The organism is Pengzhenrongella phosphoraccumulans (assembly GCF_045689905.1).
GTDB classification, from domain to species: domain Bacteria; phylum Actinomycetota; class Actinomycetes; order Actinomycetales; family Cellulomonadaceae; genus Pengzhenrongella; species Pengzhenrongella phosphoraccumulans.
Genome location: NZ_CP144210.1, coordinates 142,601 through 160,562, shown reverse-complemented (window position 1 = coordinate 160,562; position 17,962 = coordinate 142,601). Strand labels below are relative to the sequence as shown.

Below are 17,962 nucleotides of genomic sequence, written 5' to 3'. Positions count from 1 at the left end.
CCACCGGGCCCGCAGCTGGTCATGCGTGGTGCCGTGCAGTCAACGCTAGGCGCGCTTGGCCTTGTCCGCTGACTCCTGGTCGGCGGCGAGCGTGCCCAGGTACAGCTCGATCACCTTGGGGTCGTTCATGAGCTCGCGGCCGGGGGCCGTGTAGGCGTTGCGTCCCTGGTCGAGCACGTAGCCGCGGTCACAGATCTGCAGCGCCCGGCGGGCGTTCTGCTCGACGATGACGATCGACACGCCGGCCTTGTTGATCCGGCGGGTGCGGATGAAGGTCTCGTCCTGCCGCACGGGCGACAGACCGGCCGACGGCTCGTCCAGGAGCAGCACCGACGGCTCCATCATGAGCGCGCGGGCCATCGCGACCATCTGGCGTTCCCCGCCGGAGAGCGACCCGGCGCGCTGCTTGCGGCGGTCCCCGAGGATCGGGAACAGGTCGACGATGAACGCGAACCGTTCCGCGAACCGCTTGGGCGCCTGGAACAGGCCCATCTGCAGGTTCTCCTCGATCGTGAGCGAGGGGAACACGTTGTTGTTCTGCGGCACGAACCCGACCCCGCGGCGCACGAGCGAGTCGGCCCGGTGGTTGGTGATGTCCTGGCCGTCGAGCGTGACGTTCCCCGAGCGGACGTTGACGAGCCCGAACAGGGCCTTGAGCAGCGTCGACTTCCCGGCACCGTTCGGACCGATGATCCCGACCAGCTCGCCGCGGAAGACCTCGAGGTCGCACCCGTTGAGGATGTTCACCCCGGGGACGTACCCGGCCACGAGGTTGTCCGCCCGCAGCAGGGGCTCGTCGGTGCGGGGGGTCGTGGCACCCGTGCCGGTGGTGGTCGTGGTCGTCATCGTCGGTTCCCCTCGCGCAGCGCCTCGGCCTCGAGCTGTTCGGCGACCTCGTCGGTCAGCAGGCTGTCGTCGCCGAGGTCGGTGTCGTGGTGCGCGCCGAGATAGGCGTCGATCACCGCGGCGTCGTTCATGACGGCGTCGGGCGGGCCCTCCGCCACCAGGCGGCCCTCGGCCATCACCACCACCCAGTCGGAGATGTGCCGCACCATGTGCATGTCGTGCTCGACGAACAGCACCGTGGTGCCGTCGTCGCGCAGCGCCTTGATGTGGCCGAGCAGCGACTGGGTCAGGGCGGGGTTCACCCCCGCCATCGGCTCGTCGAGCATCACCATGGTGGGCTTGCTCATCAGGGCGCGTGCCATCTCGAGCAGCTTGCGCTGCCCGCCGGACAGGCTCCCGGCGAACTCGTCCCGCTTCTCGATCAGCTTGAACCGCTCGAGCAGCTCCTCGGCCTGGGCCGTGATCTCCCGCTCGCGCGCGCGCCACAGCGGTGGGACGAGCGCGACGAAGAGGTTTTCGCCGCTCTGCCGCGTGGCCCCCAGACGCATGTTCTCGATCACGGTCATCCGGCTCAGGGCCTTGGTCAGCTGGAAGGTGCGGACCATCCCGGCCTGCGCGACGCGCGCGGCGGGCACCCCGGCCAGCGAGCGCCCCTCGAAGCTCCAGGTCCCGGTGTTCGGCTTGTCGAAACCCGTCAGGAGGTTGAAGAGCGTGGTCTTGCCGGCTCCGTTCGGCCCGATCAGGGCCGTGATCGAGCCGCGCTGCACCTCGAGGTGGTCCACGTCGACCGCGTGCACGCCCCCGAAGGTGCGCTGGACGCCGTCGGCCACGAGGATCGCGTCGGGCTTGCGCGCGCCGGGCGTGGGGGAGATCTCCTCCTGCGGCACGGCACCGGTGCCCGGTGTGGTCAGGGGTTCAGTGGTCATGGATCGCCAGCTCCTTCTTGTCCCCGAGGATCCCTTGTGGTCGGAAGATCACCAGCAGCATCAGTGCGATACCCACCAGGACCCAGCCGAACATCTCGATCTGTTCCGGTCGCATGACCGACGCCGGGATGACGTCGCGCATCACGGTCTTGATGAGCATGAGCACGGTCCACAGCAGGATCGACCCGAGCACCGGCCCGAACACCGCGGCGGCGCCCCCGAGCAGCAGGATCGTCCAGATGTAGAACGTCACCGGGCGGCCGAGGGAGTCGGCCTGGACCGCGCGGGGCAGCACGAACAGGATCCCGGCGATGGCACCGAGCACGCCGCCGAGCACGAGCGACTGCATCTTGTACGAGAACACGTTCTTGCCGAGCGAGCGCACCGCGGCCTCGTCCTCGCGCACGCCCTTGAGCACGCGGCCCCACGGGCTGTTCATCAGGCGCCAGACCAGCAGGCAGGCGAGCCCGACGATCACCCACGCGACGATGCGCAGCCACCAGCTGTCGGACAGGTTGTTCGAGTGCTGCCAGGGGCCGAGGGTGAAGTCCCCGTCCGGGAAGGGGGACAGGTTCTCGAAGGTGTACTTGTACTTGTCCCCGGCCAGGCCGGCGTTGCCACCGGTGATCGCGGTCATCGAGGTCGATCTGCCGATCAGGCGCACGATCTCGGCTGCGGCGATCGTGACGATCGCCAGGTAGTCGCCCCGGAGCTTGAGCGTGGGGATCCCGAGGATCGTGGCGAAGACCACCGCACTGGCGATCGCGACGAGCACCGCGGCCCAGATCGGCCAGCCCGCGATCGTGGCGATCGCGAACCCGTACGCACCGAGCAGCATGAAGCCTGCCTGGCCCATGTTGAGCAGCCCGGTGAGCCCGAAGTGGATGTTCAGCCCGATCGCGGCGAGCGCGTAGGCGGCGGTCGTCGGGGCGATGACCTCACCGGCGACCTGACTGAGGATTCTGGTCCAGTCCATGGTTGAGACCTTTCGTCAGCCGACGCGCTCGGCCCGGCCCAGGATGCCCTGGGGCCGGAAGAGCAGGACGAGGATGAGGATGAGCAGTGCGCCGCCGTAGCGCAGGTCCGAGGGGATGACCAGGCTCGACATCTCCGAGACAAGGCCGATGACCAACGAGCCGACCAGGGCGCCGAACGCCGTGCCGAGGCCGCCCAGGGTCACCGCGGCGAACATGAGCAGCAGGATCGTGGCGCCCATGTTCCAGGCGGTCGCGTTGAAGTACAGACCGAGCAGGACCCCGCCGAGGGCCGCCAGGCCGGCACCGAGCGTCCAGACGATGCGCACGATGCGCTCGACCGAGATGCCCGACGCCGCCGCGAGGGCCGCGTTGTCCGAGACGGCGCGCGTCGCTCGCCCTGTCCGGGTCGCCACGAGGAAGTAGGCGACGCCGCCGAGCGCGATGGCCGAGATCGCCAGCGAGATGAGCGACTGCTGCGTGATGACCACGTCGCCGAGGGACACCGTCGTGGGGTTGTCCGTGACGATCCGCAGCGGGCTGCCGCCGAGGAAGAACTGGAAGGTGTACTGCAGCGCCATCGCGAACCCGATGGTGACGATCATCTGCTGGGTCGTGCCCAGGCCGCGCTTGCGCAGCTTGTGCCAGATGAGCGAGTCCTGCAGCCACCCGCTCGCCGCCCCGATCACGACGGCGAGGATCCCCGACAGCAGCAGCGGCATCCCGAAGATCTGGCAGCCGATGTAGGCGAGGATGCCGCCGAAGGTGACCTGCTCGCCGTGGGCGAAGTTGCTCAGGCCCGTCGTGCCGTAGATCAGGGACAGGCCGACCGACGCGAGCGCGAGCAGCAGGCCGAACACGATGCCCGAGGTGAACTGCTGCGCGATGCGCCCCCCGGTGATGCCCGAACCGGCGGCCGGGGCGCTCGTCGACCCGGTCCCCGGCGTGGCTGAGCTGCCGCCGCTCGGGCTGGCCGCGGACCCGCCCGCCGCGGGCGTACCGAGCGGGAAGAGCGCGGCGCCGCTGCTTCCGAGCTCGACCGCCACGGTGCGGGGGTTCTGCGCGGGATCGCGCAGCGTCTCACCAGCGGGCAGGGTCGCGGGGTCGAGCTTCACGACGTAGCTGCCCGCGGCGGTCACGGTGATGGACCACCGACCCTCCGGCCCGGTGGTGACCGCGTGCACGCCATCCGGACCGGTCGCCTCCAGCGCGATGCCGACGGCGGGAGCACCCGCGGCCGTGCGGATCGTGCCGTTGATGCACGCGACCGTCGGACCCGCCACGCACGCCTCGTCCGCCGCATGAGCCGGGCCCGCGGGCACCAGCAGGGCAAGGAGCGCCAGGAACGCCACCAGGGTGGCGAGGAGCGTTCGGCGGGCAAGAGGGGAGTGGTCCATGGTCGCAGCTAGCCGCACCTGGGGCCTCCGTCCGGTCGTCATGAGGGGTCTGGCACGAAGCGGCCACGCTGGCCGACGAACGGGGTCGCTCTACCGGTTGGGACAGGACCCTAGGGAATGAATGTGTCGTGAATATGTCATAGACGGCCGGTTCAATCTGGTCATTGGTCCAAGAGTCACCGGTTGGGGTGATACCGGACTCAAGTCCCCGGGGGTTAGGGTCGATGTCATCAAGGCAGGCGTTGTCCTGCCATCGGGGGTGGGCTGCTCGAGACGAGCGTTCCAAGACGGCCCCGTCCGCCACGTGAAGGAGGCTCGTCGACGTGCGCCCAGGTGCTCAGGTCAGGCTGGCGGTCGCGGAAGACCTCGAGGGTTTGGTCGCGCTCTGCCTGGCCGCCCGGACCGAGTCGCCGGCGAGTCCCGATCCGCGGGGCACGGACGCCGAGGTGCTGCGTGACCAGTTCGCCACCCTCCTGGTCACCCCTGGTACGAAGGTCCTGATCGGCGTGCTGGACGACGACGTCGCGGGGCTCCTGCTCGCGCGAGTCGTGGGGCGCGGTCCCTTCGCCCCCGACATCACCCTGCATGTGGAAGCGCTCTACGTCGCCGACAGCGCCCGTCGGCGCGGCTTGGGTCACGCCCTCCTCGCGGGCGCGTGCGCGGCTGCCGAGCAGGCCGGCGCGACCCAGGTGTTCGCCGTGCACCTGCCCGGAGCGCGCGGCGTCCAGCGGTTCTTCGTCCGGATGGGTTTCGCGCCCGCGGCCGCGCACCGGGTGGTGGCCACGCAGACGCTCCAGCGGCGGCTCGCGGGGGAGCCCGCGAACTCAGGCTTCCGCAAGCGCGGCGCGACCCGAGGGCTCGAAGACCTGATCGCCCGGCGGCGTCAGGTCCGCATCGAGACGGAGACCGGACCGCTCGACCTGCGGGACGTGCGCGCGGTGCTCGACGCCGAAGCAGCAGCGGCGGCGGCAGCGGCCGACGCCGGCGGCCCGGCGGCGGGTCAGACCGCCGGCCGCGAGTCGATCAGCATGCACGTCAAGCGTGCGGTCGCCAGCCGCCGTGACTCGGAGTCTTCCACCACGATCTCGTAGGTCGCGGTGGTCCGGCCCAGGTGCAGCGCCGTCGCCGTCCCCGTGACGAGGCCCGACCGCGCCGAGCGGTGATGGGTCGCGTTGACCTCGATTCCGACCGCGATCCGACCCGCGCCGGCGTGCGCCATCGCCGCCAACGACCCGAGGCTCTCCGCGAGCACGACGTTCGCGCCGCCGTGCAGGAGGCCGTACGGCTGGGTGTTGCCTGCGACGGGCATCGTGCCGACGGCGCGCGACGCGCTGACCTCCAGGATCTCGATCCCCATGCGTTCGAGAAGGGTGCCGGCGGCGAGCGCGCGCAGGCTCTGGGCGGATTCGGTGTCGGTCATGGCAGATAGGTTGGCACCCGTGAGCGTCAATCCACCATCCGCCGCGCCTCGCGCGGCCTCGTCTCCGCCCCGTCTGCTGATCATCGACGGGCACTCCATGGCTTATCGGGCGTTCTTCGCCCTTCCGGTCGACAAGTTCTCGACCTCGACGGGGCAGCCGACGAACGCCGTCTACGGTTTCACCTCGATGCTCGCGAACCTGCTCCGCGACGAGGCGCCGACCCACGTCGCGGTCGCGTTCGACGCCGGCCGCACGACGTTCCGCACCGAGGTGTACCCCGAGTACAAGGGCACGCGCGATGCGACGCCCGAGCCCTTCAAGGGGCAGGTGCCCCTGATCCGCGAGATCCTCGCGACGCTGCACATCTCGGTCCTCGAGAAGGTCAACTTCGAGGCCGACGACATCCTCGCCACGCTCGCGGTCCAGGCGCGCGGGGCCGGGATGGAGGTCCTCATCTGCACGGGTGACCGCGATGCGCTGCAGCTCGTCAACGACCAGGTCACGGTGCTCTACCCGGTCAAGGGGGTCTCGGAGCTCACCCGCATGACGCCCGCCGTCGTCCAGGCGAAGTACGGCGTGCCGCCGGAGCGCTACCCGGACATCGCGGCGCTCGTCGGCGAGACGAGCGACAACCTCCCGGGCATCCCGGGCGTCGGGCCCAAGACGGCCGCGAAGTGGATCCACGCCTACGGCGGGCTCGAGGGGATCGTCGCGAGCGCCGACCAGGTTCCCGGCAAGGCCGGGGAGTCGCTGCGGGCGAACCTCGACCAGGTGCTGCTCAACCGCCAGCTCAACCGGCTGCTCGTCGACCTCGAGCTCCCGCTCGGGCCGGAGGACCTCGCCGTGCGCCCGTGGGACCGCGAGGCGATGCAGACCGTCTTCGACGCGCTCCAGTTCCGCGTGCTGCGCGAGCGGCTGTTCGCGATGGTCCCGTCGGAAGGGGACGACACCGGTCCGGGCGAGGCCGCCGAGCTGTCGGTCGCCGCGCTCGACGAGGGAGCCCTCGAGGCCTGGCTGGCGGAGCGCGTGGGCACGCGGCTCGGGCTCGACGTGCGCGGCTCGGGGGCGTCCTCGGGCGGGGACGCCTGGGGCATCGCCATCGCCGACGGCGCGGGCGAGGCGGTGGCCTTCGACCTGACGGCCGTGATGCCGGTCGACGAGGCCGCGCTCGCGGCCTGGCTCGCCGACCCGACCGCGACCAAGGCGGTGCACGCCTCGAAGGAGGCCTGGCACGCGCTCACGGGTCGTGGCTTCACCCTGGCGGGGGTCACCTTCGACACCGAGCTCGCCGCGTACCTGTGCCAGCCGGACCGCCGCGGGTACGAGCTGGCCGACCTCGCGATCGGGTACCTGCACCGCGAGCTGCGCAGCGACGACTCGTCGGGGGGCGGGCAGGGCGCGCTCGACCTCGAGATGGACGGTTCCGACGAGGGACGGCGCGCGGGGGTGCGCGCCGCCGCCGTCGTCGAGCTGGCCGAGGTCCTCACCGGCGAGCTCGCCGACCGTGGTGGCCTCGAGCTCCTCGAGTCGCTCGAGCTGCCGCTCGTCGACGTGCTCGCGCGGATGGAGCACGCCGGGATCGCGGCCGACGTCGGCTACCTGTCCGAGCTCGAGAAGCACTTCGACGCGATCGTCGTCGGCGCGGCGGCGGACGCCTACCTGGTGATCGATCGCGAGGTGAACCTCGGGTCGCCCAAGCAGCTCCAGGAGGTCCTGTTCGACCAGCTCGGGATGCCGAAGACCAAGAAGATCAAGACGGGCTTCACGACCGACGCCGCGGCGCTGACGGACCTGTTCGAGAAGACGGGGCACCCGTTCCTGCAGCACCTGCTCGACCACCGCGACGCGATCCGGTTGCGGCAGACGGTGGAGGGGTTGCTGCGGTCCGTCGCGGACGACAGCCGGATCCACACCAGCTTTCAGCAGACGATCGCGGCCACGGGTCGGTTGTCCTCGACCGACCCGAACCTGCAGAACATCCCGATCCGCACGGAGGCGGGTCGGCGCATCCGGCGCGCGTTCGTCGTCGGCGCCGGCTACGAGACGCTGCTGACCGCCGACTACAGCCAAATCGAGATGCGGATCATGGCGCACCTGTCCGGCGACGAGGCCCTCATCGAGGCGTTCAACACCGGTGAGGACCTGCACAACTACGTCGCGTCGCGGGTGTTCTCGGTGGGCGTGGACGAGGTGACGCCGGCGATGCGCTCGAAGATCAAGGCGATGTCCTACGGGTTGGCCTACGGCCTGTCCTCGTTCGGGCTGTCCAAGCAGCTCAGCATCGAGGTGGGCGAGGCGGCGAAGCTCATGGAGGACTACTTCTCCCGGTTCGGCGGTGTGCGGGACTACCTCACGGGCGTCGTCGACGAGGCGCGGGCCACCGGCTACACGGCCACGATCCTCGGCCGGCGCCGCTACCTGCCCGACCTCACGAGCGACAACCGGCAGCGCCGCGAGATGGCGGAGCGGATGGCGCTGAACGCGCCCATCCAGGGCAGCGCCGCCGACCTCATCAAGGTGGCGATGCTCGGGGTGGACCGCGAGCTCACCTCCCGGGGGCTCGGCACCCGGCTCTTGCTCCAGGTCCACGACGAGCTGCTGCTCGAGGTCGCGCCGGGCGAGCGCGAGGAGGTCGAGGCGCTCGTGCGCGCCGAGATGGGGGCGGCGGCCGTGCTGACGGTCCCGCTGGACGTCTCGGTCGGCGTCGGCGAGAGCTGGCACACCGCTGGGCACTGACCCTTGGGAGAGGTCAGGGGCGGCGGGTGACGAAGATGGCGGTGCCGGGGAGCAGGGCGCCGCGCACGGGTCCCCAGCCGCCCCAGGTGCGGTCGTGCCCGGCCGGCCAGGTCGGCTCGACCAGACGCTCGACGACCAGGCCCGCGGCCACGACGTCGGCCAGGTGGTCCCCGAGCGTGCGGTGGTACTCCGCGTAGATCACGCGCCCGGCGTCGTCGGTCTCGACGTACGGCGTGCGGTCGAAGTAGGACCGGGTCGCGGTCAGGCCGCGCTCGCTCGGGTCGTCCGGGAAGGCCCACCGGATCGGGTGCGTCACCGCGAACACCCACCGCCCGCCCGGCCGGAGCACGCGGGCGACCTCGGCGTGGACCCGGTCGGCGTCGGGCACGAAGGGCAGCGCCCCGAACGCGGTGAACACGCAGTCGAACGACCCGTCGGCGAACGGCAGGGCGCGAGCGTCCGCCTGCAGCGCGGGCGTGGCGACGCCGGCGGCCGCGTCCAGGCCCCGGCCGGCGGCCAGCATGCCGTGCGACACGTCCGTGGCCACGGCCCGCGCACCCTGCGTGCGCAGCCAGCGCGAGCACTGGGCGGCGCCCGAGCCCACCTCGAGCACGTCCCGACCGGCGACGTCGCCGAGCAGGTGCGCGTCGGCCTCCCGCAGGCCTTCCGGGCACCAGCAGAAGTCGGCGTCCCCGAGGAAGTCGCCGTGCTCGTCCAGGTACTCGAGCGCGTTGGCGTCCCACCAGCCCCGGCCCGCGCGGCCGCCGTCGTCGGGCGGGACGTCGCGAAAGCCCGCGAAGGAGCGTGAGGAGGCCATGGCGGTAGTTTCGCAGTCCGGGGACCGGACGCTTGCGCGGGCTCCGGCGCGCGGGCGGGACCATCGGACCCGGGGAGGGCGACCGGCGGCCCCTAGGCTGATCGTGGCCGGTGCGCAGCAGCGTCGCTTCCCCGGAAATCTGCTCGACACGGGAACGAACTAAGGAGTGCGCATGCGAATCGGTCTGCTGACTGGCGGCGGTGACGTCCCCGGCCTGAACGCAGCGATCCGCGCCGTCGTCAAGCGTGGCGAAGGCGAGCACGGGCACACGATCGTCGGGTTCCGCAACGGGTGGCGCGGGGTGGTCGACGGCGACGTCACGCCCGTCTCGCGCCAGCAGATCCGCAACGTGCTGCAGGTCGGCGGCACGATGCTGGGCACCGCGCGGTACCACCCGACGGCGGCGGACGGCGGCATCGAGGCTGTGCTGGCCACGCTGGAGCAGGAGCGGATCGACGCGCTGATCTGCATCGGTGGCGACGGCACGCTGCACGCGGCGAGCAAGGTGGCCGAGGCGGGCGTCAAGATCGTCGCGATCCCCAAGACCATCGACAACGACGTGTACGGCACCGATCAGTCCATCGGCTTCGACACCGCCGTCTGGATCGCGACCGAGGCGATCGACCGGCTGCACACCACGGCCGAGAGCCACAACCGCGTCATGGTGGTCGAGGTCATGGGGCACCACGCGGGCTGGATCGCGGTGACGTCGGCGATCGCCGGCGGGGCCGAGGTCGTCCTCACCCCCGAGGAGCCGTTCGACATCGAGAAGATCGTCAAGTACCTCAAGCACCGGCACCGTTCGCACGCGAGCTTCTCGATCGTCGTGGTCGCGGAGGGCGCTGTCCCGCTCAAGGGTTCGGCGATGGACTACGAGGTGCCGGTCGGCAAGTTCGGCGAGATCGTCGCCGGAGCCATCGGCGAGCGGGTCAAGAACGAGATCGAGCAGCGCACCGGGTTCGACGCGCGCCTCACCGTCCTGGGCCACGTCCAGCGCGGCGGCAGCCCGACCCCGACCGACCGGATCCTCGGCTCGCGCTTCGGCGTCGCGGCCGTCGATGCGGTCACCCGCGGCGAGTCCGACGTGATGACGGCACTGCGCGGCGAGGACATCGTCATGGTTCCGCTGCCCGAGATCGCGGGCAAGATCAAGGTCGTCCCCGCCGATCTTCTCGACGTCGCGCGGGCGCTGGCCTGACGGAGCGCCCCGTAGCCGCTTTGACCGTGCTACGCGGCACCGATAAGATTCACGCCGGTGACGCACGTCCATGTGACGTCCGGCCGCCATCGAACGCAATCGCACGGTCCCTGTCCGCACTAGATCCTGTCCGCATCGGAGCAAACGACTCAATGACCATCTCCACCTCGGCGAAATCCGCCACCCCGCAGGTCGCTATCAACGACATCGGCTCGGCTGAGGACTTCCTCGCCGCCGTTGACGCCACCATCAAGTACTTCAACGATGGCGACATCGTCGAGGGCACCATCGTCAAGGTCGACCGCGACGAGGTCCTTCTCGACATCGGGTACAAGACCGAAGGCGTCATCCCCTCCCGCGAGCTGTCCATCAAGCACGACGTGGACCCCGGCGATGTCGTCAAGGTCGGTGACGTGGTCGAGGCTCTGGTCCTCCAGAAGGAGGACAAAGAGGGTCGGCTGATCCTGTCGAAGAAGCGCGCCCAGTACGAGCGTGCCTGGGGCACGATCGAGAAGATCAAGGAAGAAGACGGCGTCGTCACCGGTACCGTCATCGAGGTCGTCAAGGGTGGACTCATCCTCGACATCGGCCTGCGTGGCTTCCTGCCCGCCTCCCTCGTGGAGATGCGTCGCGTCCGCGACCTCCAGCCGTACGTCGGCAAGGAGATCGAGGCCAAGATCATCGAGCTCGACAAGAACCGCAACAACGTGGTCCTGTCGCGCCGTGCCTGGCTCGAGCAGACCCAGTCGGAGGTGCGCTCGACCTTCCTGCAGACCCTGCAGAAGGGCCAGGTCCGCCCCGGTGTCGTCTCCTCGATCGTCAACTTCGGTGCGTTCGTCGACCTCGGTGGCGTAGACGGCCTCGTGCACGTCTCCGAGCTGTCCTGGAAGCACATCGACCACCCCTCCGAGGTTGTCGAGGTCGGCCAGGAGGTCACCGTCGAGGTTCTCGACGTCGACTTCGACCGCGAGCGTGTCTCCCTGTCGCTCAAGGCGACGCAGGAAGACCCGTGGCAGGCCTTCGCCCGGACGCACGCCATCGGTCAGGTCGTCCCCGGTAAGGTCACCAAGCTCGTCCCGTTCGGCGCGTTCGTTCGCGTCGAGGACGGCATCGAGGGCCTTGTGCACATCTCGGAGCTGGCCGTGCGCCACGTCGAGATCCCGGAGCAGGTCGTCCAGGTCGGCGACGACGTGTTCGTCAAGGTCATCGACATCGACCTCGAGCGTCGCCGCATCTCGCTCTCGCTGAAGCAGGCGAACGAGGGCCTCGACGCCACCAGCGAGGACTTCGACCCCGCGCTGTACGGCATGACGGCCGAGTACGACGAGGCCGGGAACTACAAGTACCCGGACGGTTTCGACCCGGAGACGAACGAGTGGCGCGAGGGCTTCGACGCCCAGCGCGAGGTCTGGGAAGGCCAGTACGCGACCGCGCACGAGCGTTGGGAAGCACACCGCAAGCAGGTTCTCGCGGCCGCGAAGGCGGACCTCGAGGCTGCGGCCGGTGGCTCCTCCTCTTCGAGCAGCAGCTCGTCGAGCAGCTCTTCCTCGAGCAGCTCGTCGTCCAGCTACTCGTCGGCCGCCCCGGAGGACGAGGCGTCTGGCACGCTCGCGTCGGACGAGGCGCTCGCCGCACTGCGCGAGAAGCTCACCGGTAACTGATCCACCTGCACGTCCCAGCCGGGCCGGTCACCGCAAGGTGCCCGGCCCGGCTGTTTTTGTGCGCCCGACCCCCTGGGCGCCACCGACCCCTGGTGCGCCCGGCCTCGGCTGACGCGTGTGGGTTAGGGTCTTTCCTGTGAATCAGGTCGTGCGGGGCAGCTCCTTTTCGTCCGGTCCGGTGCAAGGGGTGGCCCGACGGCGGATCCCGCACCCGCTCGCGGTGCGGCACCTGACGGTGTCCGCGGTGACGCGGGTGACCCCCGGCATGGTCCGGGTCACGCTCGTGGGTGCGGAGCTCGCCGGGTTCGAGTCCACCGGGCCGACCGACCACGTCAAGGTCTTCTTCCCCGATCCCGCCACCGGTGAGCTCGCCGCCCCGACCCTGACGCCCGACGGCCTCCAGCCGCCCGCGCAGGGCGTCGTGCACTCGCGCAACTACACCCCGCGCGCGTTCCGGCCGGGCGGTCCCGGCGCGACCGCGGAGCTGGAACTCGACCTCGTCCTGCACGACGGCGTCGGGCCCGCTGCGGCCTGGGCCGCTCGCGCCGCGGTCGGCGACCCGCTCGTGGTGGCCGGCCCCAAGACCTCGAAGCTCGTGCCCGAGGGGTTCGCCTCGTACCTCCTGGTCGGCGACGAGACGGCGCTGCCCGCGATCGCGCGCTGGCTCGAGCTGCTGCCCGCCGGCACGTTGGTCCGAGTGCTCGCCGAGGTGTCCTCGGTGGCCGACGAGGCCTACCTGCCGACGCTGCCGCGGGGCACCGAGGTCCTGTGGCTGCGCCGCCGCGGCGAGCCGGGCACCTCCGACGTGCTCGAGCAGGCCGTGCGCCTGTGCGGTCCGCTCGGCGAGCGCACCTATGTGTGGGCCGGCGGGGAGGCGGGGTCGCTCGTGGGCGTGCGCCGGTACCTGCGTCGTGAGCTCGCGCTGCCGGCCCGGCAGGTCGAGATCGAGGGTTTCTGGCGCCGCGGGACGGACGACTTCGACCACCACGCGCCGATCGACCCTGCCGACGTCGACTGAACCAGCTGACCGGCTGAACCGGGCGAAGCGGTCGCTGTCGGACAGGGGTCCTCGGAAGGCGGCCGTCCGCGGGGTGGTCGGCCTGCGCGCGTCGGGTGTGGTGCGGCATCATGGCTCGATGCAACGCATCGGACTGACCGGCGGGATCGCGGCGGGCAAGTCGGTGGTCGCGAGCCACCTGGCCGAGCTCGGGGCTGTCGTCATCGACTCCGACCACTTGGCGCGTGAGGCCGTGCGGCCCGGGTCGATCGGCCTCGAGCAGGTCGTCGAGACGTTCGGCGAGGGCATCCTCGGCGCGGACGGGTCGCTCGACCGCGAGGCGCTCGGCCGCATCGTGTTCGCGGACCCGGCGGCGCTCGCGCGGCTCAACGCCGTCGTCCACCCGATCGTGCGGCGACTGGCCGCCGAGCGTGAGGCGGCCGCCGCGACCGCCGACGCCGGGGCCGTCGTCGTGCACGACATCCCCCTGCTCATCGAGACCGGGCAGGCGGAGACGTTCCACCTGCTCGTCGTGGTGCACACGCCCGCGGAGCAGCGGATCCGCCGCCTCGTCGCCGAGCGTGGCCTGTCCGACGCCGAGGCGCGCGCCCGCATCGGGTCCCAGGTCGACGACGCGACCCGGCTGGCCGTGGCCGACGTCGTGCTCGACGGCACGCGGACCGTCGATGACCTGGTGGCCCAGGTGGACGAGCTGTGGGCCCGGATCTTGCAGGAGCGCAACGCCGAAGTGAACGCCGAGCCCTGAGGTCCCGCAGCCGCGCGGGGCCGCCGTCGTCCGGGTCCTGGGGCCCGACCGCGCGTGTGGGTGGCGCGTCGTACGGTTGACGCATGCGTCCAGTCACTGATCTGCAGCGAACCGTTGCGCCGTTCGAGGTCATCTCCGACTACACCCCGTCGGGCGATCAGCCGAGCGCGATCGCCGACCTCACGAACCGGATCCAGGCGGGGGAGAAGGACGTCGTCCTGCTCGGCGCGACCGGGACGGGCAAGTCCGCGACCACGGCGTGGCTCATCGAGAAGCTGCAGCGCCCCACTCTCGTGATGGCCCCGAACAAGACGCTCGCGGCCCAGCTGGCCACGGAGTTCAAGGAGCTGCTGCCGAACAACGCGGTCGAGTACTTCGTCTCGTACTACGACTACTACCAGCCCGAGGCGTACATCGCGCAGACGGACACCTTCATCGAGAAGGACTCGTCGATCAACGACGAGGTCGAGCGGCTGCGGCACTCCGCGACGAGCTCGCTGCTGACCCGGCGCGACGTGATCGTGGTCGCCTCGGTGTCCTGCATCTACGGCCTGGGCACCCCGCAGGAGTACGTCGACCGGATGGTCCGGCTGTCCGTCGGGGACCACATCGTCCGCGACGACCTGCTGCGCAAGTTCGTCACGATGCAGTACAGCCGCAACGACATCGCGTTCACCCGCGGCACGTTCCGGGTGCGCGGCGACACGGTCGAGATCATCCCGGTGTACGAGGAGCTGGCGATCCGGATCGAGTTCTTCGGGGACGAGATCGAGGCGATCCAGACGCTGCACCCGCTCACGGGGGACGTGGTGCGGTCCGAGGAGCAGATGTTCATCTTCCCCGCCACGCACTACGTCGCCGGTCCGGAGCGGATGGAGAAGGCGATCGGCACGATCGAGGCCGAGCTCGCCCTCCGGCTCGAGGAGTTCGAGCGGCAGGGCAAGCTGCTCGAGGCGCAGCGGCTGCGCATGCGGACCACCTACGACATCGAGATGATGCGGCAGATCGGGTCGTGCTCCGGCATCGAGAACTACTCGCGGCACATCGACGGTCGGGACCCGGGGACGGCGCCGCACACGCTGCTCGACTACTTCCCCGAGGACTTCCTCCTGGTCATCGACGAGTCGCATGTGACCGTGCCGCAGATCGGCGCGATGTACGAGGGGGACCGGTCCCGCAAGCGGAACCTCGTCGACTTCGGGTTCCGGCTGCCCAGCGCGATGGACAACCGGCCCTTGCGGTGGGACGAGTTCGTCGAGCGGGTCGGGCAGACGGTCTACCTGTCCGCCACCCCCGGCAACTACGAGCTCTCGATGGCCGACGGCACGGTCGAGCAGATCATCCGTCCGACCGGGCTGGTCGACCCGCAGATCGTGGTCAAGCCGACCGCCGGGCAGATCGACGACCTGCTCGAGGAGATCCGGGTCCGCGCCGAGCGCAACGAGCGCGTGCTCGTCACGACGCTGACCAAGAAGATGTCGGAGGACCTCACCGACTACCTGCTCGAGAAGGGCGTGCGGGTGCGCTACCTGCACTCGGAGGTCGACACGCTGCGTCGGGTCGAGCTGCTGCGCGAGCTGCGCATGGGGCAGTTCGACGTCCTGGTGGGCATCAACCTGCTGCGGGAGGGCCTCGACCTGCCCGAGGTCTCGCTCGTGAGCATCCTCGACGCCGACAAGGAGGGCTTCCTGCGGTCCGGGACGTCGCTCATCCAGACGATCGGCCGCGCCGCCCGCAACGTCTCGGGCGAGGTGCACATGTACGCCGACAAGATCACCGCCGCGATGGCGAAGGCGATCGACGAGACGACGCGCCGTCGGGCGAAGCAGGTCGCGTACAACCTGGAGCACGGGATCGACCCGACGCCGCTGCGCAAGAAGATCGGTGACATCACCGACATGCTCAACCGCGAGGACGTCGACACCGCCGAGCTCCTCGCCGGCGGGTACCGCAAGGACCCGCGGGGCCGGGCTGCGGTGACCGGCCGTGGGGCCGCTCCCGTCGGCTCGCGGATCGGGTTGGCGGGCGTGGCCGCGGGCGAGCTGGCCGAGCTGATCCAGGAGCTCAGCGACCAGATGCACGCCGCCGCGGCCGAGCTGCAGTTCGAGCTCGCCGCGCGCCTGCGCGACGAGATCTCCGGGCTCAAGAAGGAGCTGCGGCAGATGAACGCGGCCACCGCCTGAGGGGCTACGCGCCGTGGGGGATGCCTACCAGCGCGGCCGCGGGCTGGGACCCCCGCGGGCATGCGAGGGGAGCGATGGCTTAGGCTTGTTCTTCGTTGGGGAGTACTCCCGCGCGGTGGTGTCGTCATCACGGCCGACTTCGAAAGTCGTCCCGGTGCCATCGGTCCAGGTCGCTCGCGACAGGGCGGAGGAGACCTTCGGTTCCCGTCGTTCGCGTACCGGAGGTTTGCTCTGTGGATGTGTCCCCGCTCGTCTGGCTGGTGTCGCTCGGCCTCGCCGTCGGCCTGCTCGTCGTCGACATCGTCATCGTCGGACGGCGCCCGCACGTGCCGTCGACCGCCGAGTGCCTGCGCTACCTGGCGCTCTACATCGGCCTCGCGCTGCTGTTCGGCCTCGGCGTCTGGGCCGTGAGCGGCGCGCGGTACGCGGGGGAGTTCTACGCCGGCTGGCTGACCGAGTACTCGCTCTCGGTCGACAACCTCTTCGTCTTCCTGCTGATCATGGCCAAGTTCGGCGTGCCGCGGAAGCTGCAGCAGTCCGCGCTGCTCGTCGGCATCATCCTCGCGCTGGTGTTCCGCGGGATCTTCATCGGGCTCGGGGCCGCCGCGATCTCGAACTTCTCCTGGGTCTTCTACCTCTTCGGTGCGTTCCTCATCTGGACGGCCATCAAGGTGGGCCGCGAGGGCGAGCTGGACGACGACGAGTTCCACCCGCCGTTCGTGCTGCGCTGGCTTCAGCGCGTCCTGCCGTCGACGCCGGACTGGCACGGCGTGCACCTGACCGTCCGCGAGGGGACCAAGCGGTTGGTGACCCCGATGCTCCTGGTCCTCGTGGCGCTCGGGGCGACCGACCTGCTGTTCGCGTTCGACTCGATCCCGGCCATCTTCGGTCTGACGAGCGAGCCCTACCTCATCCTGATGGCGAACATCTTCGCCCTGATGGGGTTGCGGCAGCTGTACTTCCTGCTCGGTGAGCTGCTGACCCGGCTCGTGTACCTCAACATCGGGCTCGCGGTGCTGCTCGGCTTCATCGGGGTCAAGCTGCTGCTCAACGCGTTGCACGAGAACGAGCTCCCGTTCATCAACGGCGGGCAGTCGGTGGAATGGGCCCCGCAGCTGTCCATCGGGGTCTCGCTCGGGGTGATCCTGGTGACCCTGCTGGTCACCACCGTCGTGAGCCTGGCCAAGGTCCGCCGCGACGACCGGCGCGCGGCCAAGGCTGCGGTTCAGGCGGTCCAGGGTCCGTAGACCTGGACCCACTCCCGGATCACGCGCGCGGCGATCAGGCCGTCGCGGACGAACGGGTCGTCGTCGAGCATGCTGGCGGCCTGCACGTCGGAGTCCGCCGCCACGATCAGGAGCGCGCCGGGCGCGTGACCGTCGTCGGCCAGGGGGCCCGAGGCCAGCAACGACCCCGCCTCGGCGAGTCCGGCGAGGAACGCGCGGTGGGCGGGCCGCACCTCGTCTCGGCGGGCGGTGCGGCCGTCGTACGTGTACTGCACAGCGAAGGTGGTCATGGCGGCCATCCTGCCGCAGTCCGGGCGACGGTCGGCGCGGGGTCCGGCGGGGTCGAGCGGTCGCCGCCTGCCGGCTGATCAGGCGCGGTTGCGGCGGGCCCGGGCGCGCGTGCGCTGCGCGCGGATGAAGGCCCGGACCGCCGCGACCGGGAGGACGGCGACCACGAGGATCAGCGGGAGACCGATGGCGCCGTCGATCAGCCACGCCGACAGGTTGAAGCCGTCGTAGCGCTGCGTGACGTCGATCGCCAGGAAGACGAGCGCGACGACCGCGAGCGCCACGGCCCACCAGAAGACCCAGTCGCGGGTCCTGGGCCGGATGAACGGGAAGCCGACCCCGGTCGGGGCAGGCGCGCCGGCAGGCTCGGCCCGGGGGCGTAGGCGCTCGCCCGCGGCGAGGCGCGTGCGCCGCATGCGCTCGTTGTCCCACCAGCGCCGCGGCGCGGCCTGGTCGTCATCGGGCGCAGGGCCGGTGGCGGGGTTCACAGCTGTCTCCTGGCGGATGGCATCGGGTGGGGCGTCGA

Annotated in this window: 16 protein-coding genes; 8 read left to right on the top strand and 8 right to left on the bottom strand. The window is 70.7% G+C overall.

The features are described from left to right. Nucleotides 1-45 precede the first annotated feature (45 nt). Genes VTA80_RS00785 through VTA80_RS00770 form a run of 4 tightly spaced genes read right to left on the bottom strand, consistent with a single transcriptional unit; the run spans nt 46 to nt 4,143 of the window. Nucleotides 46-846, bottom strand: a complete 801-nt coding sequence (locus VTA80_RS00785) for an ABC transporter ATP-binding protein (RefSeq protein WP_407343529.1) — start codon at nt 844-846, stop codon at nt 46-48. Beyond that, nucleotides 843-1,772 carry an ABC transporter ATP-binding protein gene (locus VTA80_RS00780; RefSeq protein WP_407343528.1) on the bottom strand — a complete coding sequence of 310 codons (930 nt, stop codon included), beginning with the start codon at nt 1,770-1,772 and terminating at the stop codon, nt 843-845. The genes VTA80_RS00785 and VTA80_RS00780 overlap by 4 nt, the downstream gene beginning before the upstream one ends. Beyond that, nucleotides 1,762-2,748 (bottom strand): branched-chain amino acid ABC transporter permease, encoded by a 987-nt coding sequence (locus tag VTA80_RS00775; protein ID WP_407343527.1) that lies wholly within the window; start codon nt 2,746-2,748, stop codon nt 1,762-1,764. Before VTA80_RS00775 ends, VTA80_RS00780 begins: the two co-directional genes overlap by 11 nt. Before the next feature lie 15 nt (nt 2,749-2,763). Next, a complete protein-coding gene (locus VTA80_RS00770; protein WP_407343526.1) occupies nt 2,764-4,143 on the bottom strand; it encodes a branched-chain amino acid ABC transporter permease in 1,380 nt (459 codons plus the stop codon). A 323-nt stretch (nt 4,144-4,466) separates the two neighbouring features. On the opposite strand from VTA80_RS00770, the gene VTA80_RS00765 reads away from it, so the two are divergent. Continuing rightward, entirely contained in the window at nt 4,467-5,234 is a 768-nt protein-coding gene (locus VTA80_RS00765) for a GNAT family N-acetyltransferase (protein ID WP_407343525.1), read from the top strand. Here VTA80_RS00765 and VTA80_RS00760 read toward each other — a convergent pair. Then, complete coding sequence (locus VTA80_RS00760) at nt 5,144-5,563, bottom strand: PaaI family thioesterase (RefSeq protein WP_407343524.1); 420 nt, start codon at nt 5,561-5,563, stop codon at nt 5,144-5,146. The genes VTA80_RS00765 and VTA80_RS00760 overlap by 91 nt on opposite strands. Here VTA80_RS00760 and polA point away from each other — a divergent pair. Beyond that, nucleotides 5,562-8,300: a DNA polymerase I gene (polA, locus tag VTA80_RS00755; RefSeq protein ID WP_407343523.1), complete on the top strand. Its 2,739-nt coding sequence runs from the start codon at nt 5,562-5,564 to the stop codon at nt 8,298-8,300. The two genes, VTA80_RS00760 and polA, sit on opposite strands and share 2 nt — an antisense overlap. A gap of 13 nt (nt 8,301-8,313) precedes the next feature. On the opposite strand, the gene VTA80_RS00750 is transcribed toward polA, so the two are convergent. Then, nucleotides 8,314-9,117: a class I SAM-dependent methyltransferase gene (locus VTA80_RS00750; protein WP_407343522.1), complete on the bottom strand. Its 804-nt coding sequence runs from the start codon at nt 9,115-9,117 to the stop codon at nt 8,314-8,316. 172 nt (nt 9,118-9,289) lie between these two features. On the opposite strand from VTA80_RS00750, the gene VTA80_RS00745 reads away from it, so the two are divergent. From VTA80_RS00745 to VTA80_RS00720, 6 genes are all read left to right on the top strand, one after another. Further along, the gene (locus tag VTA80_RS00745; RefSeq protein WP_407343521.1) at nt 9,290-10,315 is read left to right on the top strand and encodes a 6-phosphofructokinase; all 1,026 of its coding nucleotides are present in this window, start codon (nt 9,290-9,292) and stop codon (nt 10,313-10,315) included. 152 nt (nt 10,316-10,467) lie between these two features. After that, nucleotides 10,468-11,976: a 30S ribosomal protein S1 gene (gene rpsA, locus VTA80_RS00740; RefSeq protein ID WP_407343520.1), complete on the top strand. Its 1,509-nt coding sequence runs from the start codon at nt 10,468-10,470 to the stop codon at nt 11,974-11,976. A gap of 136 nt (nt 11,977-12,112) precedes the next feature. Beyond that, a complete protein-coding gene (locus VTA80_RS00735; protein ID WP_407343519.1) occupies nt 12,113-12,994 on the top strand; it encodes a siderophore-interacting protein in 882 nt (293 codons plus the stop codon). 118 nt (nt 12,995-13,112) lie between these two features. Further along, the gene (gene coaE, locus VTA80_RS00730; RefSeq protein ID WP_407343518.1) at nt 13,113-13,739 is read left to right on the top strand and encodes a dephospho-CoA kinase; all 627 of its coding nucleotides are present in this window, start codon (nt 13,113-13,115) and stop codon (nt 13,737-13,739) included. A gap of 83 nt (nt 13,740-13,822) precedes the next feature. After that, on the top strand, nt 13,823-15,922 hold the full coding sequence (gene uvrB, locus VTA80_RS00725; RefSeq protein WP_407343517.1) for an excinuclease ABC subunit UvrB: 2,100 nt from the start codon (nt 13,823-13,825) through the stop codon (nt 15,920-15,922). A 233-nt stretch (nt 15,923-16,155) separates the two neighbouring features. After that, nucleotides 16,156-17,169 carry a TerC/Alx family metal homeostasis membrane protein gene (locus VTA80_RS00720; RefSeq protein WP_407343516.1) on the top strand — a complete coding sequence of 338 codons (1,014 nt, stop codon included), beginning with the start codon at nt 16,156-16,158 and terminating at the stop codon, nt 17,167-17,169. Here the strand turns inward: VTA80_RS00720 and VTA80_RS00715 are convergent. Then, complete coding sequence (locus VTA80_RS00715; RefSeq protein ID WP_407343515.1) at nt 17,148-17,438, bottom strand: YciI family protein; 291 nt, start codon at nt 17,436-17,438, stop codon at nt 17,148-17,150. The genes VTA80_RS00720 and VTA80_RS00715 overlap by 22 nt on opposite strands. Nucleotides 17,439-17,516: 78 nt before the next feature. Further along, nucleotides 17,517-17,924, bottom strand: coding sequence for a hypothetical protein (locus VTA80_RS00710; RefSeq protein WP_407343514.1), 408 nt, complete (start codon nt 17,922-17,924; stop codon nt 17,517-17,519). Between the last annotated feature and the right edge of the window lie 38 nt (nt 17,925-17,962).